23 protein-coding genes are annotated in these 26639 nt (G+C 68.7%); 13 read left to right on the top strand and 10 right to left on the bottom strand.

The genetic code is table 11. The annotated features are described in order from the left end of the window. Positions 1 to 283: 283 nt before the first annotated feature. The 3 genes from KUF83_RS31945 to KUF83_RS31935 all read right to left on the bottom strand — a co-directional run bounded on the left by KUF83_RS31945 (position 284) and on the right by KUF83_RS31935 (position 4165). A complete protein-coding gene (locus KUF83_RS31945) occupies positions 284 to 1318 on the bottom strand; it encodes a Clp protease N-terminal domain-containing protein (RefSeq protein WP_217458492.1) in 1035 nt (344 codons plus the stop codon). A 162-nt stretch (positions 1319 to 1480) separates the two neighbouring features. Next, a complete protein-coding gene (locus tag KUF83_RS31940) occupies positions 1481 to 2170 on the bottom strand; it encodes a response regulator transcription factor (RefSeq protein WP_217458491.1) in 690 nt (229 codons plus the stop codon). Positions 2171 to 2176: 6 nt separating this feature from the next. Beyond that, positions 2177 to 4165 (bottom strand): sensor histidine kinase, encoded by a 1989-nt coding sequence (locus KUF83_RS31935; protein WP_217458490.1) that lies wholly within the window; start codon positions 4163 to 4165, stop codon positions 2177 to 2179. A 450-nt stretch (positions 4166 to 4615) separates the two neighbouring features. On the opposite strand from KUF83_RS31935, the gene KUF83_RS31930 reads away from it, so the two are divergent. Continuing rightward, entirely contained in the window at positions 4616 to 5557 is a 942-nt protein-coding gene (locus KUF83_RS31930; RefSeq protein WP_217458489.1) for a TauD/TfdA family dioxygenase, read from the top strand. A 56-nt stretch (positions 5558 to 5613) separates the two neighbouring features. Here the strand turns inward: KUF83_RS31930 and KUF83_RS31925 are convergent, their stop codons facing one another. The 3 genes from KUF83_RS31925 to KUF83_RS31915 all read right to left on the bottom strand — a co-directional run bounded on the left by KUF83_RS31925 (position 5614) and on the right by KUF83_RS31915 (position 8353). Continuing rightward, positions 5614 to 6300, bottom strand: a complete 687-nt coding sequence (locus KUF83_RS31925; protein ID WP_217458488.1) for a response regulator transcription factor — start codon at positions 6298 to 6300, stop codon at positions 5614 to 5616. Next, the gene (locus KUF83_RS31920) at positions 6297 to 7628 is read right to left on the bottom strand and encodes a sensor histidine kinase (RefSeq protein WP_217458487.1); all 1332 of its coding nucleotides are present in this window, start codon (positions 7626 to 7628) and stop codon (positions 6297 to 6299) included. The genes KUF83_RS31925 and KUF83_RS31920 overlap by 4 nt, the downstream gene beginning before the upstream one ends. Positions 7629 to 7792: 164 nt before the next feature. Beyond that, complete coding sequence (locus KUF83_RS31915; RefSeq protein ID WP_217458486.1) at positions 7793 to 8353, bottom strand: DM13 domain-containing protein; 561 nt, start codon at positions 8351 to 8353, stop codon at positions 7793 to 7795. Between the two features lie 388 nt (positions 8354 to 8741). Between KUF83_RS31915 and KUF83_RS31910 the strand changes: the two genes are divergently transcribed. The 4 genes from KUF83_RS31910 to KUF83_RS31895 all read left to right on the top strand — a co-directional run bounded on the left by KUF83_RS31910 (position 8742) and on the right by KUF83_RS31895 (position 12336). Continuing rightward, positions 8742 to 9263: an SRPBCC family protein gene (locus tag KUF83_RS31910; RefSeq protein WP_217458485.1), complete on the top strand. Its 522-nt coding sequence runs from the start codon at positions 8742 to 8744 to the stop codon at positions 9261 to 9263. 36 nt (positions 9264 to 9299) lie between these two features. After that, entirely contained in the window at positions 9300 to 11612 is a 2313-nt protein-coding gene (locus KUF83_RS31905) for an FdhF/YdeP family oxidoreductase (protein ID WP_217458484.1), read from the top strand. Positions 11613 to 11719: 107 nt separating this feature from the next. Beyond that, on the top strand, positions 11720 to 11959 hold the full coding sequence (locus KUF83_RS31900; RefSeq protein WP_217458483.1) for a hypothetical protein: 240 nt from the start codon (positions 11720 to 11722) through the stop codon (positions 11957 to 11959). Then, entirely contained in the window at positions 11959 to 12336 is a 378-nt protein-coding gene (locus KUF83_RS31895) for a toxin Doc (RefSeq protein ID WP_217458482.1), read from the top strand. Before KUF83_RS31900 ends, KUF83_RS31895 begins: the two co-directional genes overlap by 1 nt. A gap of 109 nt (positions 12337 to 12445) precedes the next feature. On the opposite strand, the gene KUF83_RS31890 is transcribed toward KUF83_RS31895, so the two are convergent. Further along, positions 12446 to 13561, bottom strand: coding sequence for an NAD(P)/FAD-dependent oxidoreductase (locus KUF83_RS31890; protein ID WP_217458481.1), 1116 nt, complete (start codon positions 13559 to 13561; stop codon positions 12446 to 12448). An 83-nt stretch (positions 13562 to 13644) separates the two neighbouring features. Here KUF83_RS31890 and KUF83_RS31885 point away from each other — a divergent pair, with 83 nt between their 5' ends. The 4 genes from KUF83_RS31885 (at position 13645) to KUF83_RS31870 (ending at position 17601) form a co-directional block, all read left to right on the top strand. Further along, on the top strand, positions 13645 to 14337 hold the full coding sequence (locus KUF83_RS31885) for a TetR/AcrR family transcriptional regulator (RefSeq protein ID WP_217458480.1): 693 nt from the start codon (positions 13645 to 13647) through the stop codon (positions 14335 to 14337). Between the two features lie 200 nt (positions 14338 to 14537). Beyond that, the gene (locus KUF83_RS31880; RefSeq protein ID WP_217458479.1) at positions 14538 to 15731 is read left to right on the top strand and encodes an NAD(P)/FAD-dependent oxidoreductase; all 1194 of its coding nucleotides are present in this window, start codon (positions 14538 to 14540) and stop codon (positions 15729 to 15731) included. Then, positions 15728 to 16636 (top strand): RNA polymerase sigma-70 factor, encoded by a 909-nt coding sequence (locus KUF83_RS31875; RefSeq protein WP_217458478.1) that lies wholly within the window; start codon positions 15728 to 15730, stop codon positions 16634 to 16636. Before KUF83_RS31880 ends, KUF83_RS31875 begins: the two co-directional genes overlap by 4 nt. Positions 16637 to 16827: 191 nt before the next feature. Next, positions 16828 to 17601, top strand: a complete 774-nt coding sequence (locus KUF83_RS31870; RefSeq protein WP_217458477.1) for a hypothetical protein — start codon at positions 16828 to 16830, stop codon at positions 17599 to 17601. Between the two features lie 18 nt (positions 17602 to 17619). Here KUF83_RS31870 and KUF83_RS31865 read toward each other — a convergent pair whose 3' ends face one another. After that, positions 17620 to 18279, bottom strand: a complete 660-nt coding sequence (locus tag KUF83_RS31865) for a hypothetical protein (protein ID WP_308403221.1) — start codon at positions 18277 to 18279, stop codon at positions 17620 to 17622. 251 nt (positions 18280 to 18530) lie between these two features. On the opposite strand from KUF83_RS31865, the gene KUF83_RS31860 reads away from it, so the two are divergent. Beyond that, positions 18531 to 18920, top strand: a complete 390-nt coding sequence (locus tag KUF83_RS31860) for a DUF6153 family protein (protein ID WP_217458476.1) — start codon at positions 18531 to 18533, stop codon at positions 18918 to 18920. A gap of 120 nt (positions 18921 to 19040) precedes the next feature. After that, entirely contained in the window at positions 19041 to 19670 is a 630-nt protein-coding gene (locus KUF83_RS31855) for a DUF305 domain-containing protein (RefSeq protein ID WP_217458475.1), read from the top strand. Between the two features lie 223 nt (positions 19671 to 19893). Here KUF83_RS31855 and KUF83_RS31850 read toward each other — a convergent pair whose 3' ends face one another. Further along, positions 19894 to 21279 carry a hypothetical protein gene (locus KUF83_RS31850; protein ID WP_217458474.1) on the bottom strand — a complete coding sequence of 462 codons (1386 nt, stop codon included), beginning with the start codon at positions 21277 to 21279 and terminating at the stop codon, positions 19894 to 19896. Positions 21280 to 21731: 452 nt separating this feature from the next. Between KUF83_RS31850 and KUF83_RS31845 the strand changes: the two genes are divergently transcribed. Both KUF83_RS31845 and rph read left to right on the top strand, forming a co-directional pair. After that, the gene (locus tag KUF83_RS31845; RefSeq protein WP_217458473.1) at positions 21732 to 21950 is read left to right on the top strand and encodes a hypothetical protein; all 219 of its coding nucleotides are present in this window, start codon (positions 21732 to 21734) and stop codon (positions 21948 to 21950) included. 869 nt (positions 21951 to 22819) lie between these two features. Beyond that, positions 22820 to 25417 (top strand): rifamycin-inactivating phosphotransferase, encoded by a 2598-nt coding sequence (gene rph, locus KUF83_RS31840; RefSeq protein ID WP_217458472.1) that lies wholly within the window; start codon positions 22820 to 22822, stop codon positions 25415 to 25417. A 149-nt stretch (positions 25418 to 25566) separates the two neighbouring features. On the opposite strand, the gene KUF83_RS31835 is transcribed toward rph, so the two are convergent. Continuing rightward, entirely contained in the window at positions 25567 to 26145 is a 579-nt protein-coding gene (locus KUF83_RS31835) for a TetR/AcrR family transcriptional regulator (RefSeq protein WP_217458471.1), read from the bottom strand. Positions 26146 to 26639: the final 494 nt, after the last annotated feature.

Below are 26639 nucleotides of genomic sequence, written 5' to 3'. Positions count from 1 at the left end.
AGAGCCGTCAGCATATCCGGACGCACGTTGCAGATCGGTGTTGAGCAGAACGAGGGGGCCGGGCCCGAACCTCTGGAGTCACAAGCCTGCGCCTACGAGGATGCGATACATCTGGGGTCTGCGCAGGTGCCGGCTGGTGAGCGCTGCCAGGTGCAGACCCACGTGCGCCACGCCTCACGACGTGCGCGTCCCGACGAGCTTCTGCGGGAATCCGAAGCCCTTGCGGCGAACCGCGGTCAGGAGCAGTTGTCGAGGCGGCGGACCGGCCCGTCCCATGCGCCCGCTATGACTCACTGGACTGCGTGGGGGCCAGCGCGTCGATCAACTGCCGTGCGCGTGTCTCCTCCTTGAGGAGGTGTTCGACCAGCGGGCCGGTGCCCGGATCGGCCGTACTCACCGGGTTCGGGCCCGCGCATTCGTCGAGGTACTGCTCAGCGGGCCGGGCGTCGGCCGTCAGGTGAACGCGATCATCGGTGGTCAGCGCACCGTGAACCAAGGCGTAGTCGATGCCCAGGTGTGCCAGTCGCTCGCCGCCCGCGTACTGGGACTCCTGGCCGGGGACGCTCTCCCCCGACAGATGCGGGTACTGGAGTGCGACCTCGTGGGTGGCCAGGATCGCGAGCAGTACATGCTCGGTGCCCACCACTCCGTGGCCGAGACGACGCGCCTGCTCGTAGGTCTCTTGCCTCACCCAACCTGCGGGCATGGACGCCCAGTTGACGCCGCCCAGCCTGATCATCCACCGCATCCAGAAGGACATCCGACGGTAGTGGCTACGGCCGAGGAGAACGTCACGGGTAGCGTGCAGCAGAGGGTTGAGGGCATCCACCTGGGTCCCGGAGCCACCGTCCATGCGGGCCCGTACGGCCTGCGGTGAGATGCCACACGCCCCCAGCAACTCCACAGCGCGGTTGTCCTCCTCCAGCAGGCCCCTCAGCAGATGCTCGGCGCCGAACTTCACCGCGTCCTGCCGCTGCGCGTGTCGCATTGCGGCGTTCAGCGCTCGGGCCGCCGCGCCCGTGAAGTGGGTGCGCTGATCACCGTCGTCCCCCAGGACGTCCTTCGACGCGACACCTGCGTCCGCGTCGTCGCCGGCGGCCCACGCGTCGTCCCTGTGCATCCTGTTCCGCAACACCGTCAGCAGCACGGTCTTGGTGGCACCTGCATCCGCGAGTGCTTCACGTGCCGGTCCCTTGGCCGTGGTGATTCCGGCCAGTAGATGCTCGGTGCCGATGGCTCCCCCGGCGTCCCCCTGCGCGCCCCGAGCGGCCCCCAGAATTCCTACGATGTTCCAGTCGGGCGACGTGATCGCTTCCATACGGCGCTTCCCCTTCTTGCTGGTCCTGCGTATCAGCCTCCCTGACCAGGGCAGATGGCCGCGTCGCTCCACGGAAGGATCCGCTCCTGCACCTTGAGGTACACCTGGAGCCCTGAGGTACACCTGGAGCCCTGCCGGACGCCAGGCACTGCGCAGCCTCCGTCAGCCGAACGACGGTCTCGGCCGCACCAGACCGACGTCGTACGCGAAGATCGTCGCTTGCACGCGGTCGCGTAGGTCCAGCTTGTTCAGGAGAGCGTTGACGTGGGTCTTCACGGTGCCCGTGGCGACGCCCAGGCGGGCTGCGATCTCGGCGTTGGCCAGGCCGGTCGCGATCAGGGACAGGACCTCGCGTTCACGTGGTGTGAGAGCGTCGAGGGCCACGGGGGCAGTCGATGGCGCGGGGGCGGCGGCCGTGAACGTGTCGATGAGACGGCGGGTGACCGCGGGGGCCAGCATGGCCTCGCCGGCGAGTACCACCCGCAGCGCCATGAGGAGTTCGGCCGGCTGGGCGTCCTTGAGGAGGAAGCCGGAGGCACCGGAGCGCAGGGCCTCGTAGACGTAGGAGTCGAGGTCGAAGGTCGTCAGGACGAGGACCTTGGGCACATGGCCCGACGTCGGGCCGGTCAGCAGGCTCGTCGCCGTGAGGCCGTCCATGTCGGGCATGCGGATGTCCATCAGCACCACGTCCGGCGTCAGTCTGCCGGCCAGCGTGACCGCCTCGGCGCCGTCACCTGCCTCGCCGACCACCATGAAGTCCGGCTCCGCGTCGATGATGGCCGCGAATCCCGCGCGGACCACGGCCTGGTCGTCGACGACCAGGACCCGGGCGGGGGTGGAGGGTGAGGTCATGGGGCGTCACTTTATCGAGCCCTCGGCGGGGATCGTGAGCGGGACGTCGGCGGGGGTGCCGTCGCGCAGGTTGCCCAGAAGTTCACGCATCGCCGCCAGCGACTCACGGGCCGCCGGGGCCACGTCGTCGAGGCGGCCCTCCTCGGCGGCACCGACCACTTCGGCGGTCCGGTCGAGGACCGCTGCGCGCAGTCCAGCGGCGACGCGCTGTCGTTCCCAGTGCGCCGCGGCGAGCGCCTGGTGGACAACCGCCCCCAGTTCGCCGTCCTCGCGGCGGGCGATCCGCCCGCGCCGGGACCGGACGAGAAAGCCCGCCAGCCACGCGCAGACGAACAGCGGTAGCAGTATCACCGCCTGGGCGAACACGCTGACCCCCACGGTGAAAGCTCCGGCCGGCTCTCCGTCGATCATGCCGTCCCGCGCCGCGGTCACGGTCACGGCACCGGCCAGCATCGGCACGGCCAAGGGCACCGAGGCCCAAGTCGCCCAGGGATCACGGCCGTACGCCCCCACCGCGTACACCCCGCCCACCAGAGCGCCCGTGCCCGCGGTCAGTGCCAGCCAGGGATCCACGGTGGAGCCGGGAGCCAACGGCCACAGCCAGGCCCCCGCGAGCAACGCGGCCAGCACCGGCCAGGGCATCGACCGCCGCCACAGCAACGGCAGCAACTGCACGATCAGCAGCGCACTCAGCAACAACAGGCCGGGCGCGTCACGCTCCGCGGTGAACAGCATCGCCGCCGGGGCGATTCCGGCCGCCGGCAGCAGGGCGTGGGAGGCGAGGCGCCAGTCCAGCGCCCTGCCGCGTCCGGTCGAGGGACGTGCCGTCCGTCCCGGCTGGGCGGGCAGTTCCGCCCGTACCGACCAGCCGCCGGTCGGTCCCGGCCCGGCGGCCACCGTGCCACCGACCGCCTCGGCGCGCTCGCGCATACCGGTCGTCCCCCGCCCCGAGCCGAGGCCCCGGCGGTCGGCGCCTGGTACGCCGACCCTCTGGTCCGTACGGGATCCTCCGTCGTCGTCGACGGTGAGTGCCAACCACCCGTCGCCGAGGTCCCGCAGGCCCACGCGTACGACCGCCCCCGGGGCGTAGCGCAGTGTGTTCGTGAGGGCCTCTCTGGCAATGCCGAACACCGCCTCCGTCGCCTGCGTACCGACGGTGACCGCGTCCGCGTCGCTCGTGATCTCCACTCGCTGCCCGAGGCGGATGAAGCCGCTGGCGAGTTCCTCGATGCGGGGGCCCAGTGGGATGGTCTCGCTCTCCTCGGCGGTCCCCAGAGAGGTGACCAGGCGCTGCACGGTGGTCAGCGTCTCGCGGCCGGTGCGGGCGGCGAAGTCGAGGGCTTCGGCGGCCAGTTCGGGGCGGCTGGCGGCGAGGTGCCGGGCGGCCTCCGCGGTGACGACCACTGAGGTGAGGTGGTGCGCGCTGACGTCGTGCAACTCCCGCGCCAGCCTGCGCCGTTCACGTGCCGCAGCGCCCTGCCCCTCGGCCTGGGCCCGGGCCAGCCGGGTCGCGGCCAGGACTCGTGCGGCCGCCTGGTGGGCGCGGCCCCGGCCGAGCCCGACAACGCCCAGGTGGAACGCGACAGCGACGAGCAGCCCGGCGGCGACCAGGAGGCTCGGGCCGTCGACGGACAAGTCGACGATGCCCTGATAGCAGACGAGGACCCCGACCGCGCGCAGAGTCACCGGCAGGGTGGTGCGGGCTGCGACCGAGTACACGGCCACCAAGTCGGCCACGATGACGAACGCCAGGAGCGTGTCCGAGGCCACCGTGAGCAGGGCCAGTCCGTAGAAGACGGCAACCCCTGCCAGTGCCACCAGCGGCACCCGCCGGCGCAGCCCGAGCGCGGTGGTCGTCCCCACCGCCACCACCAAAGTGAGTTCGAGGTCCGTACGCAGCACGTGGTGACCGCCGTCCAGGAGCTCCGGTCCCGGCCACATCAGGAGGCAGGCCGTGATGGCCAGGGGCAGCAGCCAGTTCCGTGATGTCTCCATGAGGGCATGAGCCTACGACGGGCCGTCTCGCCGATTCCTCCTGCCCCGGACCGACCTGTCCCCGGCCGCCTCCACCTTTCGGCAGAGACGGCCGCCGGGGAGGCCCGTTGACACAGCGCAGCGGGCCTCGCAGACTCATCAGCATGACCGGGTACTGGTTCGACGTGATGACGGGGCCTCCGCGTGTCCCGGATCGGACCGGGTGCGAACGCTCCGGGCGCTAGCCGGGCATTCGCCGCGACGCACGCCGCGCCGCAGTCCAGTCGAGCGGTCGTCTCCTCGATGACCAGGGGAATCCGGACACCTCGTCGTTCTTGCCCGTCCCCACGCTCGGGCAACGACTGATGCATCCACTCCTCCTTGCCGGACTCGCGTGTTCGCGGCGCCCAGGCACACACGTCCCGTGTCCGTCCGGACTGCCAGCGGGCCATGCGAACGAGGAGGATCTACATGACGGTGACCGCGGCACAGACCGGCACACCGACACTGCGAGAAGCACGCGTACCGGAGGGCGGGATCTACGAAGGGGTTCGTGCACTGCGGCGGCTGCCCGAGGACTGGCAGGCACGACCCTACGACCACTTCGAACTCGTCCCTCAGGGCTGCACGATCGGAGCCGAGATCAGGGGCCTCGACCTCGCGCGCCCGCTCGGCCCCACCCTGCGTGAGGAGCTCAACCGAGCGCTATTGGAATGGAAGGTGCTCTTCTTCCGCGCCCAGCACCTCACATCCGCGCAACAGAGCGGCTTCGCCCGCAACTGGGGGGAGTTGGAGACCAATCCGCTGCTCGCCCGCGGTTCCAGCGCCGACGTGGTGCGCTTCGACAAGGGCGCCGGTGCCACGCCGACCTTCGAGAACGTGTGGCACGCGGATGTCACCTTCCGTGAAAGGCCCGCGCTCGGTGCCGTGCTCCAACTGCGCGAGGTCCCGCCCTTCGGCGGGGACACCATGTGGGCGGACATGTCCGCCGCGTACGACAACCTCACACAGGAAGTGAAGAACCGCATTGACGGCACCACCGCCGTGCACGACTTCATCGCCGGCTTCGCACGCTTCTACGGGCCCGAGCGGCTCGCCCCCTTCCAGGACACCTTCCCGCCCGTGGAACACCCGGTCGTTCGCACGCACCCGGAGACGGGACGGCCGTTGCTGTTCGTCAACACCTCCTTCACCACCCGCATTACCGGCCTGGCTCGCGAGGAGAGCGACGAACTGCTGCGGCACCTGGTACAGCAGGCGCACGTTCCGGAATATCAGGTGCGCTTCCGCTGGCAGCCTGGAGACATCGCGTTCTGGGACAACCGTGCCACGCAGCACTACGCGGTCAACGACTACGGCTCGCACCGTCGAGTGGCGGAACGCGTGGCCATCGCCGGTGACCGCCCGTACTGACACTGCTTCCCGGATCCCCTTCCGTGAGGGTGCGTGGGGGGAATGGGTGGTGGGGGCTACCGATCGCCGGGCGTGACCAGACCGGACTCGTACGCGAGCACCACAGCTTGCGCACGGTCGCGGAGGGAGAGTTTCGCGAGCAGCCGTCCGATGTGGGTCTTCACCGTCTGTTCGGCGAGCACCAGCGCCGTCGCGATCTCGGAGTTCGACAGCCCGCGCGCCACCAGCTCAAGCACCTCGGTCTCGCGCGGGGTGAGCGCCTTGAGGCGCAGGTGGGGGTTCTTCCGCGGTGACGGGCGCTGCTGCAGGGCGAAGTCGGCGATCAGTCTGCGTGTGACGGACGGCGCGAGCAGCGCGTCGCCCGCCGCCACGATCCGCACCGCCGAGATCAGATCGGCGGGCGGAGCGTCCTTGAGCAGAAAACCGCTCGCGCCCGCGCGCAGTGCCTCGTACACGTAGTCGTCCACGTCGAAGGTGGTCAGCATGAGCACCCTGGGCCGGTGCTCCGTATCGGGATCGGCCGGAGGGCTGAGCAGCTGCCGGGTCGCCTCCAGGCCGTCCATTTCAGGCATCCGTACGTCCATCAGCACCACATCGGGTCGCGTGCTTCGGCCGATCGCGACGCCCTGTCTCCCGTCGGCGGCCTCGCCGACCACCTCGATGTCGCTCTGTGCCGCCAGCAGGGCCGCGAAGCCCGCCCGCACCATGGCCTGGTCGTCGACGATGAGCACGCGGATCGTCATGCGCTGTGGGTTTCCCTTTTGGTGAGGCCGTCGAGGGGCAGACGTGCGTGGACCTGAAAGCCGTCCGCGGTGGGGCCGGTGTGGAGCGTGCCGCCGAGCAGCCGTACACGTTCACGCAGTCCGACGAGACCGTGGCCGGTGCCGCTGTTTTCCAGAGGCTGGGAATCCGTCGGCGGTGGCCCGTTGCTGACGGTGACGGTCAGGTTCTCGTCGTCGTCCAGGCCGACGAGGACGCGGGTGACCGCTCCTGGAGCGTGTCGTACCACGTTCGCCAGTGCCTCCTGCACGATGCGGTAGACGGACAGTTCCACCGCGTGCGGGAACGCATACCCGGCCCGGGTGACGTGCACCTCGGTGGGCACCCCAGCGCGTTCGGTCGCTTCGGCGAGCTTCGGGATGTCGTCGAGTCCTGGTTGCGGGGCGAGCTCACCGCCGTCGGTGGTCTCGTTGCGCAGTACGCCCAGCAGCCGCCGCATCTCGGACAGCGACGAGCGCGCGGCCGCCGCGATGCTCCCGAACTCCTCCTTGGCGCCGGACGGAAGGCCATCGATCCGGTAGGGGGCACTGTCGGCCTGAACGGCGATCACCGACATGTGGTGGGCGACCACGTCGTGGAGCTCGCGTGCGATCCTGGCTCGCTCCTCCAGCAGGGTCCGGCGCTCTCGCTCGGTCTCGCTGATGGTCTCCTGCTCGGCAAGTTGCTGCCGCGCCTCCTGCCTTTCGCGCAGCGCGCCGCCGAGGAGCAGAGCCATGCCGCTGAGCACGAACAGGAGCACGTGGATGCCGTCGCTGCGATCCTGCGAGATCAGCTCGAAGAACAGTCCGGCCGCGCCGGTGACCAGCCAGACGGTGATCAGGGTGCGGCGGGGCTCGCGCAGTCCGAGCGACAGCATCAACAGGAGGTAGCCCACGACGATCATGGGCGTCCACGGCCAGGACCGATCCCCGATCACGCCTGCGGGGACGGTCAGCAGCACGATCGCGCCGACGACATCGGCCGTGAACACGATCCACCACGCCTGCAGCGGGCGGGTCACGGCAAGCAGCAGCGGCGCTGCCTGCCCGACGGCCAGCACACCGGCGATCCCGCCGTTGACTCCGTAGTCCTGGGACAGCACCTGCACGGTGACCGGCAGCAGGATCGCGGTGAAGAGGACGGCCACTTGGTGCGGCAGCCTGCGCACGAACCGGCTGTGCGCTTGCGCGAGCAGCGGGGTCGGGGGATGCGACGGGTGCGACAGGTCGTGCACGAGTGCGCGCAACTGCCGATTGAAAACGCCGCCGCGGCGCACCGCGGGCGGCTCGATGTGCGGTGACGGAGCGTTCATGACCCGATCAGCCTAGAGGCGCGGCCCCACACCTGACGTCATACCTGGGGCCTGATACCGGGTCATACCTGGGTACCTGGTGTAGCCCGACACCTCGACGCCTGCCCCACGCCCTGACGTACGCGGAATCGGGCATCGGAGGCTTCAGCCACCTCGGGCCCTCGTCAGGCGCGAACGAGTTCAGCGGCTCCGAAGGAGACGTCGAAGCGGTCGCACCAGATGCTGACGCTGGTGTAGCGGGATGGGTCGACGTCGGCGGGCAGGGGGTAGTTCTGGCTTCCCTTGTTGCCCTTGAGCTTGCCCAGGCTGACGTATGCGCCGTCGTCGAAGACGTGCCAGCCCGCCCTTCCCTGCTTCACCGGCGAGTCGGTCAGCCACACGCGCAGATCCGGGCCGTTGCTGGTGTCGAGGTTCTCCAACCGGACGACGTGGGAGCCGTCGGCGAGCCGGACGAGCTTCACCATGCCCGAGGTGGCGTGCTCGTGACTGATCAGCCCGCCGCCGGCCAGTGTCTTCGGGGCGGGCACCGGAGTGGAGGACGTTGAAGGTCCTGTCACTGGCGGAGCAGAGGTCTTCACAGCCCCGGGCAGGGCCTCCTCCACCGTCCGGTCCTGCCACAGCTTCCACGGCTGGAACCAGTACAGCCCGAAGCCGACGCCGACGACGGCCACCGTCAGCACCCAGATGATCAGCGGCCTGCCCGCTGCCTTCCGCACACGCCCCATGCCCGCCCCGCTTCGTGAGAGTCCTGTCGCTCGCTCCATTCAACGGGGCGGGCGGCCCTCAGATGTGCCGGGAGAGATGACGGAACCCTTACGTCGCCGACGCGAGGACCCGCACGTACGGCCATGGGCGCCTTCATCCGCGTACTCCGGGGACCTCCCGTCTCCCTTCTCCCTCCCTCCGCCGGACCACGTCTCAGCCCGCGTTATGACCCTCGGATGAGGGGTAACCGATGCCCGGCACAGGACGAGGCGGAGGAAAGGACCAGGCACGCAACAGGTCGGGGCAACCCCAGTCACTCCTGGTCATCGGCACCGGGAGACATGGCGTGTGGCGACCGGTCGGGCGTGCGGCGAGACTGGGGCGAGCGCGCCTGACGATGGGTGGACCATGCATACCGTTGAGGAAACGATCGAGGTCGCGGTTCCCGTGCGTACCGCGTACAACCAGTGGACGCAGCTGAAGAGCTTTCCCCGGTTCATGAGTGTGGTGCGCAAGGTCGAGCAGGTCAGACCCGCCCTCACCACGTGGACCCTCGCGGTCGGACCGCTGCACCGCGAGTTCCAGGCCGAGATCGTGGAGCAGGAACCCGACTCTCACATGGCCTGGCGCAGTCTCGGCCGGAGCCTTCCGCACCGGGGCGAGGTATCTTTTCGGCCCACCCCGGCAGACAGCACGGCGGTCACGGTGCGCATCCGCATCGAAGCGCGCGGCGCCACCGGTTCCCTCTCCGGCCGCGCCCCGAAGCTCGTCGGCCGGGTGGTGCAGGCCGAGCTGCGGCATTTCAAGGCGTACGTCGAAGGGCTGGGCGAAGAGAGCGGGGCCTGGCGGGGCACGATCCGCGACGGACGCGTACGGCCCGAGGAACCGAAACCGCACCGGAGCCGGGTCGCTCGCTGGCCCGTCGGCTGATCCCCAGTGGCAGCAGCGTGACTGAGAGGCAAGTTGATGAAGAAGGCGCCCGGCGATGAGCCGAACGAGGCTCTGACCGTTACTCCGCCCAAGAAGTGGGCTGCGGGGGTACCCGCGGTGGTGCACGCGCTGGAGTACTCCCTGGAGGAAACGTCGCCCCGGCGCACCGGGGAAACGCTGCTGACCATGAACCAGGTCGACGGCATCGACTGTCCCGGCTGCGCATGGGCGGACCCTTCGCCGGGCCACCGTCACCGCAACGAGTACTGCGAAAACGGTGCCAAGCACATCAACGACGAGGCGACGACGCGGCGCATCAACGCCGACTTCTTCCGCAAGTACACGGTCTCCGAGCTGGGCCGGCGGTCTGACGCCTGGCTCAACCAGCAGGGCCGCCTCACCGAACCGATGGTGAAGCGGCCGGGTTCCGACTCCTACGAGCCGATCAGCTGGAACGACGCCTTCGGGCTGCTGGCTTCGGAGTTGAAGTCCCTGGAGTCCCCCGACGAGGCTGTGTTCTACACCTCGGGCAGGGCCAGCAACGAGGCCGCGTTCGCTCTCCAGCTGTTCGCCAGGGCGCTCGGCACCAACAACCTGCCCGACTGCAGCAACATGTGCCACGAGTCCAGCGGCTATGCCCTGCACGAGACGCTGGGCACCGGCAAGGGGACGGTCAGCCTCGACGACCTCCACAACGCCGACCTGATCTTCCTGGTGGGGCAGAACCCCGGGAGCAACCACCCGCGCCAGTTGTCCGCGCTGGAGCAGGCGAAGCTCAACGGCGCCCGCGTGATCGCGGTGAACCCGCTGCCGGAAGCGGGACTTCTGCGGTTCAAGAATCCGCAGAACGCCCGCGGGGTGATCGGACACGGCATCCAGATCGCCGACCGGTTCCTGCACATCCGCAACGGCGGTGACCTGGCTCTGTTCCAGGGGATCAACCGGTTGCTGCTGGAGGCCGAGGACGCCCGGCCGGGCGAGGTACTCGCCCACGACTTCATCCAGTCCGACACCAAGGGCTTCGAGGAGTTCGCCGAGCATGCCCGCGGCATCGACTGGGAGGACATCCTCGCCGCGACCGGCCTGACCCGCGAGGAGGTGGAGCAGGTCCGCGACGAGGTGCTGCGCAGCGACCGTGTCATCGTCTGCTGGGCCATGGGCATCACCCAGCACAAGCATGCCGTCCCCACCATCCGGGAGATCGTGAACTTCCTGCTGCTGCGCGGAAACGTGGGCAGGGCAGGCACCGGCGCCTGTCCGGTGCGCGGGCACAGCAACGTGCAGGGTGACCGCACGATGGGCATCTGGGAGCAGATGCCGGACGACTTCCTCGACGCGCTCCAGGCGGAGTTCGGCTTCGATCCGCCGCGTCCCCACGGACTGGACTCCGTGAACTCGATCAAGGCGATGCGCGAGGGCCGCATCAAGTTCTTCCTCGCTCTGGCGGGCAACTTCGTCCGCGCCGCTCCGGACAGCGAGATCACCGAAGAGGCGATGCGCAACTGCCGGCTGACCGCGCAGATCTCCACCAAGCTCAACCGCTCCCACACCGTGTGCGGAGAGACCGCGCTCATCCTGCCGACCCTCGGTCGCACCGAACGGGACATCCAGGCCGACGGGGAACAGTTCGTCACCGTGGAGAACTCGATGAGTGAGGTACACACCTCCCGCGGACGCCTGCAGCCGGCCTCCTCGCTGCTGCTCAGCGAAGTCGCCATCCTGTGCCGGCTCGCCCGCCGCACCCTCGACGGCACCGCCGACATCCCGTGGGAGCAGTTCGAGGCCGACTACGGCGCGATCCGGGACCGCATCTCCCGCATCGTCCCCGGACTGCACGACTTCAACCGGCGCGTGACGCGCCCCGGAGGCATCCAGCTGCCGAACCCGGTCAACGAGGGCGTCTACCACAACGCTGTCGGCAAGGCCCTGTTCACTGCCAACGCCTGGGAGATGCTGCACGCCCCCGAGGGGCATCTGCTGCTGCAGACGCTGCGCTCCCACGACCAGTGGAACACCGTCCCTTACACCTCCAACGACCGCTACCGCGGCATTCGCGGAAGCCGCCGGGTGGTGCTCGTCAACCCGCAGGACGTGGCGGAGCTCGGCCTGGCCGAGGGGCAGCACGTCGACCTGATCAGCGTGTGGTCCGACCAGGTCGAGCGCCGCGCCGAAGATTTCCGTGTCGTGCCCTACCCGACCACCAAGGGGTGCGCCGCCGCGTACTACCCCGAGACGAACGTCCTGGTACCACTGGAGAGCGTGGCCGACAAGAGCAACCAACCGACCTCGAAGGGGATCGTTGTCCGACTCGAACCCGCGACCCCGCGGCCGGACACAGCCCAGGGCTGACCCTGAGCCGCCCCGCCCGCCCCGCCCGCCCTGGCCGCCCTGGCCGCCCTGGCCGCGAGAACAAGCAGAGAGTGGCCTCCTTGGCACCAACTAGGTACCATCGAGGTATGCCATCACTCAACGTGTCCTTCTCCGACGAGGAAATGGAAGGCGTCCGCGCGGCCGCCGCGGCTGAGGGCAAGAGCCTGAAGCAGTACCTCCACGATCTCGGCGTGCGCGAGATGCACCGCAAGCAGTTCGTCGCCGGCGCCGCGGCCTGGGCCGACAGGCTGCGCGGCGAGTTCGACGAGGCGTTCCCCGAGGAGATCCCGCCGGCGCGGCGCGCCGGTGGAGCCGCGGCCGCCTGATGGTTCTTCATATCGACGTCTCATGGCTGCTCGACGTCCAAGAGGCCGCCCTGGAGCACGAGGACGTCACGGTGACCGACTACTCCGCGCTGGTCGCAGCCGTCGCCCGGCACAAGACCCGCATGCCGACGCTGGAGTCCTCGGACCCCGACGCCGCCTGGCGCGCTGCCGCACTTCTGCACACGATCGTGCGTCTCGAGCCCTTGCCGCACAGAAACAGCCTTTATGCCGCGTTTGTCGCCGCCCAGTACATGGATCAGTCCGGTGAAGGCATCGACCCGCCGTACGGGGTCCTGTCAGACCTCGTCCGCAAAGTCCGCGACACCCGCCTGAGCGTGTACGCGGTCGCCGAGACACTGCGCTCCTGGAGAATCTGACGCCGATCAGGAGCTGTCCAGCCGGCTGCGAGTCACATGATCGGCCCAGACGGCGGGGAACAACCGCGAGGGCTGAACCCGTGGGCAGCAGCCGCCCTCACGCCGCTGTTCACCCCTGGCTCATCATGGCGACCCAACTGTGGGGCGCTTCGTCACCGAGCATCATGCCGTAGACGTCTTCGCTCCCGGCTTCAGCGGCGCGCGCGAACATGGTCTGCTCGTAGTCGGCCAGCGCCTTCTCGACGTCGTCAGGATGCGCGGCGATGGCCTGGCCAAGTTCAGCGCCGTCCAGCATCGCGAGATTCGCACCTTCACCGCTCGGGATGGCGAGGTGGGCGGCGTCCCCGAGCAGGGTGACCCCGGGCGTTCGATCCCAGCGGTGCCCGAGCGGAAGGGTGTAGAGACGTCGCAGGAACGGGGCGGTGTCGCTGTCGGTGAGGAACGCGGTGAGCTGAGGGGCCCAGCCGTCGAATTCTGACGCAACCCGTGCCGTCACGGTCGCGGCGTCGGTGAGGTCGGTGTCGGCGAGCCAGTCGAGCGGCTTCACGAGCTGCGCGTAGGAGTGAAGGGTTCCGTCGCCTTCCCGCATGACCAGGAACCCCTTCCCCGGCGCGAGCGCGAACAGCGAGCCGGCGCCCACCGCTTCCGCGGCGGCGCGATGACGGGCGGCCCCGTCGTACAAGAAGGTTTCGACGGACGTGACGCCCGCATACGCCGGGGTGGCGTCGGACAGCAGCGGCCGGACCCGCGACCACGCTCCGTCGGCCCCGATCAGCAAGCTCGTGGTGATCGTGCTGCCGCCTGCGAAGCGCACCTCGTGGCGGCCCCCTTCGAGAGGCTGCACACCGGTGACCTTGTGCCCCCAGCGGACGGTGCCGTCCGGGAGGGAGTCGAGCAGCAGTTGCCGCAACTGACCGCGTTGCACTTCGGGACGCGAGCCCGTCCCGTCGTCGGGCAGGTCGAGCAGTACGGTTCCCGTCCGATCAAGGACTCGGTAGGACTCACGACCCTCCAGGACGAGGCCACGGAACTCCTCCAGCAGCCCGGCCGCCGCGAGCGCCGGCTGCCCGTTCCAGGGGTGGATGTCGAGCATGCCGCCCTGGGTTCGTGCGGTCGCCGAAGCGTCGGCTTCGTAGACCGTGACCGATATGCCGTGAACATGCAGAACGCGGGCCAGCGTGAGGGCGCCGAGGCCGGCTCCAATGACCGTGACCGGTGTCGTCATCTCGTCCTCCAAGGTTGATTGGATTGCCACTCCAACAAGCTAGCCCCTTTTGGATCGACAATCCAACATGGCAGAATGAACGCATGGCGACCAAGGACAGCGGGCGACAGCGACGCACTGACGCGCTGTCCAAACAGCTGATCGTCCGGGCCGCGATCGAGATCCTCGACACCGGCGGCGAGGCCGCGCTGACCTTCAGCGTGCTCACCCGACGCCTGAACACCGGCTACGGGGCGATCTATCACTACGTGGCCAACAAGAGCGACCTGCTCGCGGCGGCCACCGACGACGTCATCACCCGCGTCGTAGCCGGACCGATCACCGAACCTGAGCCCCGGGAAGGGCTACGTGCCCTCGCACTCAGCCTGTTCGACGCGATCGATGCGCACCCATGGGTCGGCGCTCAGCTCACCCGGGAACCGTGGCGACCTACGCTGCTGGACGTCTACAAGAGCATCAGCGAGCAACTCCAGGCACTCGGCGTGCCCACAGAGGCCATATTCGACTCAGCAGGCGCGCTGATGAACTACATTCTCGGAGTCGCCGGGCAGAACGCCGCGAACGCCCGCGTCCTGGCGAGCAACCAAACCGATCGAGACGCCCTTCTCGCAGACATCGCCGCACAGTGGGCCCAACTCGACCCCATCCGGCATCCATGGGCAGCCGGCACGGCGAAGCGCCTGCGTGAACACGACGACCGTGCGCAGTTCCTCGTCGGCGTCGATCTCATCCTCGCCGGTATCGAGGCAGTGAATCGTGAGCGCGAAGACAGCTGAACCCTGGACGGGCGTCGGGAGTTGCGCCGCCACTGGACCCGCGCACAGCTCGCCCTCGGCCGGCAGCTCCACGTGGCTGTCCAACCAGCTCGCGATGTGACGCGGGTCACATCCACCTCATGTCACGAACAGAAGGGCAACTTGCGTCTGGTGGTCGTCCGCACGGCGGGAACGACCGATCCGAAAGAGGCAGCAGAGCGATGAACGCGACAGCAGTGGAGCAGCACGAGGTCCTGGTCCTGGGCGCCGGCTACGCCGGGCTCTCCGCCACCATGCAGCTCGCGGCCCGCACAAGGAAGCGTGGGGACCTGCGAGTGACGCTGGTCAACCCCTACGACACCTTCACCGAGCGGCTCCGACTGCACATGACCGCCACAGGCCAGGACACGACCGAGATGCACATCCCGGAACTGCTGGAGAGCACCGGCGCCGGCTTCGTCCGCGGCTGGGTCACCGCGATCGACGCCGAGGAGAAGACCGTACGGATCGACGACGACCGCGTCCTGCGCTACGACACCCTCGTCTACAGCATGGGCAGCATCGCGGACACCGTCTCCGTCCCCGGCGTGGACGACCACGCCTACACCCTCAACAGCCCTCAGGACGCTGCCCTCTTCGCCGACCGGCTGACCCGGGCGGCCGGCGGAACCGTCGTGGTCGGCGGCAGCGGACTCACCGGCATCGAGGCCGCCGCGGAGATCGCCGAGCGGCACCCGGAGCTCCAGGTCGTGCTGCTGGGCCGGCAGGAGCCGGGCACGGGCATGCACCCGAAGGCCAAGGCCCACCTGGACGCGGCGCTCGCCCGGCTCGGTGTGCGGGTACTCAGCGGCGTCGAGGTGGCCAAGGTGCTACCGGACAGCGTCGAGTTCGAGGACGGCACCAACATCCAGGCGACCGCGGTTCTGTGGACCAGCGGCACCCGCGTCTCGCCGATGGCTGCCGCCGCGGGCTTGCACGTCGACGAGCGCGGCCGTGTGATCACCGACAGCGCGCTGCGCTCGGTCTCCCACCCGGACGTCTACGCCGTGGGCGACGCGGCGGCGATCCGCCAGGGCTACGGCGTGATGCACGGGACTTGCCAGAGCGGCATGCCCACTGGGGTACACGCGGCCCTTTCGATCCTGCGGGTGCTGGCCGGCAAGGAGCCCAAGCCCTTCCGCTTCGGCTACTACCACACACCCGTCAGCCTGGGCCGGAACGACGCCGTCGTGCAGTTCACCCACCCCGACGACCGCCCGCGCCGGATCGTGTTGACCGGCAAACGGGCCGCGAAGTACAAGGAGACGGTCACCGCCGCACCGTGGCCGACCTTCGCCCGCATGAAGAAGATGCCCGCCTCGGGCGCGTTCTGGCCGCGCGGCGGCCGCTACACCCGGATACGGAGCGCCAAGTGACCCGGACCGACCCCGACCAGCTGGCCTTCCAGCAGTACCGCACCCTGCTCTTCTCCGTCGCCTACCGCATCCTCGGCACCGCCGCCGACGCCGAGGACGCGGTCCAGGACGCATGGCTGAAGTGGTCGGCGGCCGACCGCTCTCTTGTCGCCGACCCCAAGGCCTACTTGACCCGGATCATCTCCAACCTGGCGATGGAGCGGCTGCGTTCGACCCGCCACCAGCGCGAGACCTACGTCGGACCCTGGCTCCCCGAACCGATCCTCACCGGCCCGGACACCGCCGACGGCGTCGCGGCGGCGGATTCGGTCTCCATGGCTTTGCTGGTCGTTCTGGAGACACTGAGCCCCCTGGAGCGCGCGGTCTTCGTGTTGAAGGAGGTCTTCGCCTTCAGCTACGGGGAGATCGCGGAGGCGGTCGAACGTACGGAGCCGGCGGTTCGGCAGGCCGCGCACCGCGCCCGCGAACACGTCCAGGCCCGCCGGCCCCGCTTCACCGCGGACCGATCGCGCCAACGCGACGTCACCGAGCGCTTCTTCGCGGCGGCGACGGGCGGCGACATCAACACCCTCATGGAGCTGCTCTCACCGGACGTGACGCTGTGGACCGACGGTGGCGGAAAGGTCCGCCAGGCCCTCAAGCCGGTGGTGGGCCTCGAAACCGTAGCCGGTTGGTTCGCCGCACTCGGAACCGTGACCTACCAGGGCATCGCGCCTGGGCAGATGCGGGGAGAGCTCACCTGGATCAACGGCGCCCCGGGCGTGGTCTTCCGCGGCCCGGACCGAGTGGTCGCCACCCTGACCTTCGATTTCGACCCGGAAGGCCGCATCTCGACCATCCACAACGTGGCCAATCCCGACAAGCTCCACGCCGTCACCGCCGGCACTCGGCACGAACTCTCCTGACCGCTGATCGGATTGCCTGTCGAAAAGGCACAGGGCCCAGCCGAATCCGGCCAAGGCGGCGGGCACGCCGGTGACCGGGCCCGTAACGGTCCTCTACGCCTGCCCCGCCTTTCATCCCAGCCGCCACTCGTCACGGTCAAACGTGGGCCAATCGGGTGCCGCTCTTGCTGGGCCGCTGCTATAACCCCTTCATGACCGACGTCACACTTGCGAGCGACGTAACCGATCTGGTGGGCGCGGTGGTGGCCATAGCCGGAGTCGCCGTGTCCCTCGCCGGCATCGTCTACGGATGGCGGGCCGCCGTGCCGCAACGAAAGGTGGCCTACTCCTTCGACGTCACACCGCTCCTCAACGGACGGGCGGGCAATGTGGACGATGTGATGGTGTACCGAGGAACGGAGCGCCTCGCACACCCTCACACAGCCACGCTGAAGTTGGTCAACGTCGGGAATCGGGAGATCGAGGCGGCACACTTCAACGGTGCGCCGGTCGAGTTCTCACTGAACGCTCGCGTGATTGCCGAGCTGGACCGAGAAACGGGAGATAATCGACGCATTCCTCCGATGGAAACCAACGGCAGCGCACTCTACGTCCAGCCGTTCGTGATCCACAAAGGGCAGGAGATCGCGTACAAACTGCTTCTCGACGGCCCGTCTCCGGCAGCGCAACCGCGCCACTCCCTGAGCGCGGAACTCAGGGTCGACCACCGATTCGCGAAGAGTCTTGCAGGCTGGGCGCTCGTCATCCTTGTCGCCCTCGGAGCAATGTTCGTGTGGGCGGACTGGCAGATCGACAAGCAGCGTTCCAGTCAGCGAGCCGATATCCAGGAAGCCGTGAACAAGGCGTACCTGCAGGGAAAGGCGGACGCAGAGCGGCTCCACCGTCTGGCAACCGCCTCGCCCTCTGCCACGCGCGCTCCCGATTCCGTGGGAAGCCCGCCCACATCTGTCGGAGGCCCTCCGTGAGCGCTGCCCTCGGTCCGGTCACGGATAACCGATTTCGGAGACGTCCTGGGCCAGGTCCGCCAGGGTGACCTCTGCATTCAGCGACGACACAAGCTCCTGGTCCAGGGGTCGCAAGGCATAGACACTGCTCACCGCTTTCAGGTCCACGGGGACCTCGTAGTAGTCCTCGGCAAAGTGCTGGAACGCTTCCGGAGAACGGTCGACCAGGAGCTTGAAGAGTCCTGCCGTCCCATCAGGATCGGGACGATCCACGGGAAAGTCGATCGTCCCGTGGCGCCACTGATCGTCGGTCGTTCCCCGCCAAAGGCAGGCCGTGATGACGGGCACACCGTCCTCGTCGGTGAACGCAGGCTCCTCCACGAAGCGATGAAAGGCCTCCGGGACTTCGTCGATCACTCCCGGCCAGGGCTCGTAGTCGTTGCCGTACGGGCTCATTGCCGATTCATGGCTGAAGCCTCGGATGTAACCTCCGGCTGCCGAGAACACGATGGAGTACTCGTCCCCTGATCCGGTGCGCATCGAGGCCATCTCCTCGCCGGCAGCCCAACCGGCGTTGAAGGAGTGGTACCGGCTTTCCCAGTCCGGGCTCAGGATCGCATCGAGCATCGCAAGTGAGCGGCACAGGTTCCGCAGGTCGGCGAGGGCGGGAAGCCGGCGGGCTACGTCATGGACAGTCACGCGCTCATCCAACCGGATGCCACTGACACTCCGAATCCGCTGTGGAGGCGCTTCGAAAGCGAGCACCCCGCTGCCTCAGCGACCGTCCCGCTGCCTCCGGTGGCTCTGACACGTGAGCGCGAAAGCCGATGAGGGGGACTGCGGTTCTGCCCCTGATCGGCCGGCGCGGCCTCGCGGGCACGGGGCGGAGGGCAAGTCCGCACGCCAGAAGCCCTGTTCGACCGCCGCGGCTACGCCCGTACGATGGGGGAATGACCAGCAGCATCCGATCGAGCCGCCGCCCCACCGGGTCGCTGTTCGCGCTGCTGGTCCTGACGGTACTGACCGGCATCCTGGGCATGCACGCACTGGCTCCCGGCGGAGTACCGCCTTCCGAGCACGCCATGACCATGGCCTCAGCTTCTGCCACGGTGCAGGTGAGTGCGGAATGCTCGCACACCGCCGACGGCTCCGGACATCTCGCACACGCGGACGGTACCTGCGTGGCGGGCGGTCTCGGTTCCGCCTATGCGCCGCCGGCCCCGGCCGATGACCTGACCGATGCCCCGGTCACCGCTGGTGTTTCGATCGCCGCGCCGGCGTCGGTCTTACAGGGCCGGGCGCCCCCTGACCTTTCCGAACTGCAACTCCTGCGGATATAGAGCGACCTCCACGGCACTCCCTCACGCCTTGTCCGGCGAGGATGCCGTGCCTTCGCCTGCTCTCATACCCCTCTGATCCCGCGCGCCCGAGACGGGTGTGCGCGAAGGAGTTGCACCATCATGATCCGCACGCGTTACCTGACCCGCCGCGCCACCGCCGCGGCAGCCACCGGAGCGGCCGCAATCATCCTGGCCGCCTGCGGCGGAAGCGGCGACAGTTCGACCGGGCACGACGGCCACACCGGCGGCTCTCCGTCCGCTTCCACCTCGACCTCCAGCTCGCAGAAGCAGCACAACGCCGCTGACGTCGCGTTCGCCCAGGGAATGATTCCCCACCACCGTCAGGCCGTCGAGATGGCCGACCTCGCGCCCGGCCGGGTGCAGTCGGCTGAGGTGAAGAAGCTCGCCGCCGACATCAAGAAGGCTCAGGCCCCGGAAATCAGGACGCTGTCCGGCTGGCTGACCGCCTGGGGCGAACAGGTTCCCGCGGAAGGGACCGATCACTCCATGCACGACTCCAGCGGGATGATGACCTCAGGGGACATGAGGAAGCTGAAGAAGGCGTCGGGCGCCGCCTTCGACACCGCCTTCATGCAGATGATGATTGGGCACCATGAGGGTGCCGTCTCCATGGCCAGGACCGAGCAGGCCGACGGTTCCTACGCACCTGCCAAGAAGATGGCCGGGCGGATCGTCAGTTCCCAGACGACCGAGATCCAACAGATGAACGAACTGCTCGGCAACCGCTGACCGAGGCACCCGCTGGGGGCGTGCATGCGTCTGCGCTCGCCCCCAGCGGCAACTCGGGGCGTGTATGCGATGCGCTCGCCCCCAGCGGCAACTCGAGGCCTGGCGGCTCCCCCACGCACCCGGCCGACCGACGGAGGACAAAGGCAGTCGGACGACCCCTTGCAGCGTCGTCATGGCGACCGCCGTGGCGGGCATAACCGGGCGCCGGGTGGCGAACGCGCCGTCAGTCTCGCCGGCGGGAGCGCCGGACGCCGTAGAAGACCGCTGCCGCCAGAGCGAAGGCGCAGACACCCCCGACGCCCGCGGCAAGGCCCCACGACAGCCCAACGCTGCTGCGGTCGGCACTGGGGCGGTCGGCACTGCGGCCCCGACCATCATCCGTACCGGCAACCCGCACCGCGATCTTCGCGACGTTGTTTCCCTTGTCCGCGTCCCGCTGCGCATAGCCTCCCTTGAGGACGACCTTGACCTGGCCCGTGCCCGTGGTGGTCCTCTCGCCGATACGGAACCTCAACACCTGCGTCTCGGACGCGCCCGGCTCCAAGCTCTTGCTCCCGCAGGTGTACCGCTCCTCACCCTGCTCCCACGGACTGCAGATCCAGTAAGGGGCCTCGTCGGCCTCCGGGTCCGGCGAGGGCTTCTCCGGCGGGATCAGGGTGACGCCCTGGGGCGGGACCACCTCGTAACGGAGGTAGCGGGCGTCGACACGCCCCGCACCCCGGTTGCGCAGCCCCACCGCCAGCTGAACGATGTCACCGGGACGCCCCCGGAGGTCCCCCGCCACGGCACTCACGTCGACCCGTTGGTTCGTGTCGATCGGGATGTGCCCGGACATCTGCGCAAAGCCCTTGGGCTCGGTCGGCTTCAGTCCGAGCTTCGGGCCGGTCCCGGGGACCGTGTACTCGTCCTCGTCGAAGTACGGTCCGGCGTCCTGGCCCGGCGCGAAAATCCGCATGCTCACCGAGCTCTTCGTCAGTTCCGCCGCGCCCTCCACGACGAACGGTGCGTCGAACGCGTAGGCCTCACCCGGCTTTACCTGTGTGTCGAAGTAGCAGTACGCGCGGGACTCGCCGCTCTTGGCGTAGCGGCAGTTGGTGTAGCGGCGGTCGATCTCCATACGCGAGGCCACCAGGGCCACGCCGAATCCGCTCGCCGCGACAGGCCCGCGGTTGAGGACCCCGCTCCACAGCTCCACGGGCTTGCCGGCCGGGGCGTCTTCGATGGCGATCTTCTTGCCCCAGAGTTCCGGCGTTCCCGCCGTCATCACCGTTTCGGCCTCTGCCCGTTGTCCGTCGGTGCCAGTGGCTGAGAACCTCACGGTGCCGTGCGCTCCCGGCTCGGCAGCCTTGTCTGCGCCGAGGACGACCAGATCGTAGAGGCGGTAACGCCGACTGGATGCGGTGAGGCGGCAGGTGAAGACGTACCCCGTGCCCTCCGTACAGATCCGCTTGGCGTCCAGCCGCACCTTGCCGCGGACCTCCGAGGCATCCACGGTGAGCGTGATACCGCGCACGGAGGAGCCGCTCCCCGCGTCGACCGTCACCGGCAGTTGGACACGGGTCGGATCGGCCACCTGCGTGTAATACGTCGCTGGAACATCGATCGTCACTCGTTCTCCATCGGCCTGCGGTGCACCCGCAGCGCCGGGTGCCGAAGCCCCCACCAGCACAGCGGCGGCCGCGACAAGCCCCCTCCATCGCCTCATCCCCTGATCATGGGCAGTCCAGGACACGGCGCAATCACGCCGCCGCCTCAGTACCGCTCCGATAGGAACGACAGCCAGAAAGCCTGCCCGATCGCCGTCATGGACCTCCCGGCCCCTGGCACGGCCATGACATCCCCCGGACCGAAGACGTCACGTCACGGACGACGTCCTCGCGTCTCTCCGCCCAGTCGATGCGGGGCATCGTCGCACCTCGCCGCGCCCAGGATCCGATCCAGCTGGCGTCCTCACCATGTGGGCTCGGGCCTGCTTTACGAGCTCGCTCGAGGCCTCGGCGGCAACGGTCGGGACAGGGCGCCATGGTGCATGCGAGTGCGCACAACGGGAACTCGCACGCCATGACGAAATCCAATGACGAAACGCAAACGCCCCACGCCGCCGGATCCCAGCCGAGCGTCCGCCCGGATTCCGAAGAGCCGCAGACGATCACGGCGCCGACACCGCCCGTCGCGTGGAGCAGCGGCCCTCCGGACGAAACCGACCTTGCCAACGAAGAGGACGGATCGGATCGCCCCCAGGCTGCCGAAGAACCGAAGGCGACGCCTCAGGACGACTGAGTCCCGCCTGGGGATGCACTGGCACATTGCGCAGTGTGCGGTGAAGGGCTGGGCCCCCAGCGGGGAGCCCAGGCCCGTCCAGTGCCCAGCAGGACGCGGGCGGCGGGCAGCCACAGGACGGCGGGCATCAGCCTGACCGGACGTTCCGCATGGCAGGTGCACGTCACAGCCTCGTCGTCCGGAATCCTTCTTGGAGGCCCCCCACCAAGCGGTGACGGAGGTGACGGAGGCTCCATCAGCGCGCAGCAAGCGTTGGGCACGTCAGCCCGGTGTGGAGAGACAGCGGCTCGCTCCGCCGCGTTCGGACCTGCCGACAAGGGAAGACATTCTGCATCCACGGCTTCATCCGTAGGCCGTCGAGAGTCCCGCTCGGGCCGATGCCGCGTACGTACCCGTAAGGCCGTCCGACGCCTCTTCGCGCGCGTGCGTCAGCGCCAGGCGAGCGTCAGCGCCAGGGGGACGGCAAAAGCAAAGGCAAGGAGATCGCTCCCCTTGCCGTTCTCAACTTATAGCGCACCGGGGGGCTTGCGGCAAGGCCCGGGTGGTAGCGCAAAATCGTCGACCGAGGCCACAACCTGCGGAAATGGGGAGCACTACGTGCGTGTGTTGTCGACGTATGGGGGACGCGGTGACGTCGAGCCGAGGGTGGGACCGGCAGTGCGGTCGCGAGCGCTCGGGGCGGTGACGCAGGAGTGCACATCGCCCGGCTGGACGGAGCGGTCGGCCGAAGCGACACAGGAAGTGCAGTCGGAGACGAGGACTCGCCGCACAAGAGACTCGACAGAGCTCTCGACCCACGTGAAGACGCCGGTGATGCGCTCGGTCAGCGCACTACTGCCCCAGAACACGACCGCCTCGGAGGCATCACGATGATCGGGCCGTACGTGTGCGATCTGCAAGAGGTCGACGAGACACAGGCGGCGGTCGTCGGCGGCAAGGCCGCGCACCTGGGAGGACTGTCGCGGATCGACGGTATCCGTGTGCCGGCCGGCTTCTGCGTGACGACGAACGCCTTCCGGCGGATCATGGCGGAAGCGTCGTCGATCGACGATCAGCTCGACCAGTTGTCGCGCCTCGACCCGGACGACCGTGAGGCGATCCGCACGCTCAGCGCGCAGATCCGCCGGACCGTAGAAGAGATCACGATTCCAGGTGATGTCGCGGAGGCGATCACCCACTCGCTCGCCCGGTTCGGCGAGCAGTCCGCCTATGCCGTCCGGTCCAGCGCGACGGCGGAGGACCTGCCGACGGCCTCCTTCGCCGGCCAGCAGGACACGTACTTGAACGTCGTGGGACCGGCGGCGATCCTCCAGCACGTCAGCCGCTGCTGGGCCTCGCTGTTCACCGAGCGGGCCGTGACCTACCGCGGGCGGAGCGGCATCGACCACCGTACGGTCCACATGGCGGTGGTCGTGCAGCAGATGGTCCTCCCCCACGCGGCCGGCATCCTCTTCACGGCCGACCCCGTAACGGGCAACCGGAAGGTCGCCACCGTGGACGCGGGCTTCGGCCTCGGCGAGGCCCTCGTCTCCGGTCTGGTGAACCCGGACGTGTTCACGGTGCGGCACGGCGAAGTCGTCGCCAAGACGATTTCGGCCAAGCAGCGTGCCGTTCACGCCCTCCCCGCCGGCGGTACGCAGGAAGTGTCGATCGACCTGCAGCAGCAGGAGCAGCCGTCGCTGACGGATGCGCAGGCTGTGCGGCTCGTGCAGCTGGGCCGGCGGATCGAAGCGCACTTCGGCCGCCCGCAGGACATCGAATGGTGCCTGCTCGACGATGACTTCCAGATCGTTCAGAGCCGTCCGATCACGACGCTTTTCCCCATCCCCGAGACCGACGACCAGGACAATCACGTCTACGTCTCCGTGGGCCACCAGCAGATGATGACCGACGCCATGAAGCCCCTGGGGTCCTCCATGTGGCAGCTGACTGCCATGGCGCCGATGCAGGAGGCCGGCGGGAGGCTGTTCGTCGACGTCACCCAGCGCCTCGCCTCGCCCGCGACCCGCGCCGGCCTCCTGGACCTCATCGGGAGAGGCGATCCGCTGGTCAGGGACGCGCTGGAGACCGTCCTCGACCGTGCCGATTTCGTCCCGACACTTCCGGACACGCCTGCCGCCGGGCGGCCGGCCGGCAGCGTGCCGACCCCGATCGAGACCGATCCGGCCATCGTCACCGAGCTGATCGAGCGCAGCCAGACGTCCATCGCCACCCTGGAACGTGACATCCGGACGAAGACCGGAGAGGCACTGTTCGACTTCCTGCGGGAAGCCTTCGAGGAGCACAAGCGAGTCCTCAGTGACCCGCTGAGCATGCAGGTGATCATGGCCGGCATGGAGGCCACGTGGTGGCTCAACGACAAGCTGCAGGAGTGGCTGGGCGAGAAGAACGCGGCTGACACGCTCACGCTGTCCGCCCCCGACAACGTCACGTCGGAGATGGGCCTGGCGCTGCTGGACGTCGCGGACGTGATTCGCCCCTGGCCGGAGGTGGTGGCGTTCTTGCAGGGCGTGCGGGGCGAGGGCTTCCTGGACGAGCTGGCGAAGCTCGCGGGCGGGGCCGAAGCACGCGATGCCATTGAGGCCTATCTCGACCGGTACGGCATGCGCTGCGTCGGGGAGATCGACATCACGACGCCTCGCTGGCGCGAGCGCCCCGCCACGCTCGTGCCCGTGATCCTCGACAACGTCAAGAACTTCGAGGCGGGCGCCGCCGAGCGTCGTTTCGAAGAGGGCCGGCAGAAAGCGCAGGAGAAGGAACGTGACGTGCTGTCGCGCCTGCGGTCCCTCCCGGACGGGGACCAGAAGGCCGGTGAAGCCAAGCGGATGATCGACCGGGTCCGCACCTTCATCGGATACCGGGAGTACCCCAAGTACGGCATCGTCAGCCGCTACTTCGTCTACAAGCAGGCTCTGCTCGCGGAGGGCCTGCGCCTCGTGCAGGCCGGTGTCCTTCCTGAGAAGGAGGACATCTTCTACCTCACGTTCCAGGAGCTCCATGACGTCGTGCGCTCGCAAGAGGTGGATGACCAGCTCATCCAGCAGCGCAAGGACGCGTTCCGGTCGTACGAGGCGCTCACGCCGCCCCGGGTCCTCACCTCGGACGGTGAGGCCGTCACCGGGTCGTACCGGCGCGAAGACGTGCCGGCCGGCGCCCTGGTCGGGCTCCCTGTTTCCGCCGGGACCGTCGAGGGCAGGGCGCGCGTCATCCTCGACATGGCGGAGGCGGAGCTTGAGGCGGGCGACATCCTGGTCACGACGTACACGGATCCCAGCTGGTCGCCGCTGTTCGTCGGAATCGCGGGCCTGGTGACTGAGGTGGGCGGGTTGATGACCCATGGGGCGGTGATTGCCCGGGAGTACGGCTTGCCGTCCGTCGTGGGCGTGGTGCAGGCCACCCGGCTGATCCGGGACGGGCAACGGATCCGTGTGCACGGGACTGACGGGTACGTGGAGATCCTGTCGTGACGGATCACACCGAGAAGGCCCGTCCGTAGCGTCCGGCGAAAGCGACACCTCAACTGGTCAGGACCGGGGCTCTGCTCCCCGTTCAGGCTGCTCCGGGGGGCATGGTGAATCTGGGCGATTCCTCCTGCGCGGGCCGCGAGGAATCCTGGTCATGGGAGGGGGTGTTCTTCGTTCGCGTCGAGGAGTTCGGTCACGAGTCGACGGGCGTACGCGGCGTCGAGTCCGGCCGGGCGGAAGAGGATGCGGTACATCATGGGGGCGACCACGCGGTCCATCACCGTCTCGACGTGGGGAGTGTTCTCCCTGCGACCGATCGCGCGGGCGAGCATGACGTCGACCTGTTCGGCCGCGTAGGCCGAGCACTGACCGGCGTAGCTGCCGTCCGGGTCGCCGAGCAGAGCGTCACGGATGTAGGCGCGGCCGGAGGGGGACGACATCTCGTCGAGGAACTGTTCGGCCCAGGCCGTCAGGTCGGACAGCAGGTCACCGTGGTCCTCCGGCGCGGTGTCGGGCCGGAGGCGCTCCACCGCGACGTCCGAGAGCAGCTCCTGAAGGTCGCCCCAGCGGCGGTAGATCGTCGAGGGGGTGACTCCGGCGCGCTGGGCGACCATCGGGACGGTCACCGCGTCGCGGCCCCGCTCCGACAGGATTTCGCGGACAGCAGTGTGCACCGAGGCCTGGACCCGTGCGCTGCGCCCGCCGGGGCGAACCATCGGCTTACGACTCATGACTTCACCTTAAAGCACAGTTCTTGCGTTTAAGGGAGACGTACCAGCCTGGATGTACCGGGCCATCGGGATGTCGATCACTCTAAAAGCAAACGGTTTGCGTTAACCCGCCACAGGGCCTACGGTCGAGTTAACGCAAATTCATTGCATTTACGGAAGGAGTCCCATGCCCGGCGTTCTACTCCTCCCTCAGGCCGACCCTCGTACGCCTGGTGGCCCCGGACACCCCGCAAGCAGCGCGCGGCATGACCTTCTTCACCCCCGCGCCACGGCGAACGGCGACCGCCTGCCCGCCGTCGCCGCGACGCCGCCACCCGGCACTACGAGCTGGAGGCCACCACACACGCCTACGCCATCACCGCCGCTCTCCTCGCTCTGGCGGCCCTGGCGGCACTCACCGCGTCACGACGCGGGGCGGCCCGCCCCGAAGCCGACCGCTCCTACTGAAGGGACAACCGACCGCTTCCGCTTCCGCTGAAGAACAAAAGGAAACG

The sequence above is a fragment of the Streptomyces sp. BV286 genome (genome assembly GCF_019090165.1).
Classification (GTDB): Bacteria; Actinomycetota; Actinomycetes; order Streptomycetales; family Streptomycetaceae; genus Streptomyces.
Note: the sequence above shows the minus strand (reverse complement) of the source record. Positions and strands in the feature narration are given on the sequence as shown.

Bases quoted from the DNA above. Each gene is read 5' to 3' on its own strand.
- KUF83_RS31945 (WP_217458492.1), bottom strand. From the start codon at position 1,318: ATGGAAGCGATCACGTCGCCCGACTGGAACATCGTAGGAATTCTGGGG.
- KUF83_RS31940 (WP_217458491.1), bottom strand. From the start codon at position 2,170: ATGACCTCACCCTCCACCCCCGCCCGGGTCCTGGTCGTCGACGACCAG.
- KUF83_RS31935 (WP_217458490.1), bottom strand. From the start codon at position 4,165: ATGGAGACATCACGGAACTGGCTGCTGCCCCTGGCCATCACGGCCTGC.
- KUF83_RS31930 (WP_217458489.1), top strand. From the start codon at position 4,616: ATGACGGTGACCGCGGCACAGACCGGCACACCGACACTGCGAGAAGCA.
- KUF83_RS31925 (WP_217458488.1), bottom strand. From the start codon at position 6,300: ATGACGATCCGCGTGCTCATCGTCGACGACCAGGCCATGGTGCGGGCG.
- KUF83_RS31920 (WP_217458487.1), bottom strand. From the start codon at position 7,628: ATGAACGCTCCGTCACCGCACATCGAGCCGCCCGCGGTGCGCCGCGGC.
- KUF83_RS31915 (WP_217458486.1), bottom strand. From the start codon at position 8,353: ATGGGGCGTGTGCGGAAGGCAGCGGGCAGGCCGCTGATCATCTGGGTG.
- KUF83_RS31910 (WP_217458485.1), top strand. From the start codon at position 8,742: ATGCATACCGTTGAGGAAACGATCGAGGTCGCGGTTCCCGTGCGTACC.
- KUF83_RS31905 (WP_217458484.1), top strand. From the start codon at position 9,300: ATGAAGAAGGCGCCCGGCGATGAGCCGAACGAGGCTCTGACCGTTACT.
- KUF83_RS31900 (WP_217458483.1), top strand. From the start codon at position 11,720: ATGCCATCACTCAACGTGTCCTTCTCCGACGAGGAAATGGAAGGCGTC.
- KUF83_RS31895 (WP_217458482.1), top strand. From the start codon at position 11,959: ATGGTTCTTCATATCGACGTCTCATGGCTGCTCGACGTCCAAGAGGCC.
- KUF83_RS31890 (WP_217458481.1), bottom strand. From the start codon at position 13,561: ATGACGACACCGGTCACGGTCATTGGAGCCGGCCTCGGCGCCCTCACG.
- KUF83_RS31885 (WP_217458480.1), top strand. From the start codon at position 13,645: ATGGCGACCAAGGACAGCGGGCGACAGCGACGCACTGACGCGCTGTCC.
- KUF83_RS31880 (WP_217458479.1), top strand. From the start codon at position 14,538: ATGAACGCGACAGCAGTGGAGCAGCACGAGGTCCTGGTCCTGGGCGCC.
- KUF83_RS31870 (WP_217458477.1), top strand. From the start codon at position 16,828: ATGACCGACGTCACACTTGCGAGCGACGTAACCGATCTGGTGGGCGCG.
- KUF83_RS31860 (WP_217458476.1), top strand. From the start codon at position 18,531: ATGACCAGCAGCATCCGATCGAGCCGCCGCCCCACCGGGTCGCTGTTC.
- KUF83_RS31855 (WP_217458475.1), top strand. From the start codon at position 19,041: ATGATCCGCACGCGTTACCTGACCCGCCGCGCCACCGCCGCGGCAGCC.
- KUF83_RS31845 (WP_217458473.1), top strand. From the start codon at position 21,732: ATGACGAAATCCAATGACGAAACGCAAACGCCCCACGCCGCCGGATCC.
- rph (WP_217458472.1), top strand. From the start codon at position 22,820: ATGATCGGGCCGTACGTGTGCGATCTGCAAGAGGTCGACGAGACACAG.
- KUF83_RS31835 (WP_217458471.1), bottom strand. From the start codon at position 26,145: ATGAGTCGTAAGCCGATGGTTCGCCCCGGCGGGCGCAGCGCACGGGTC.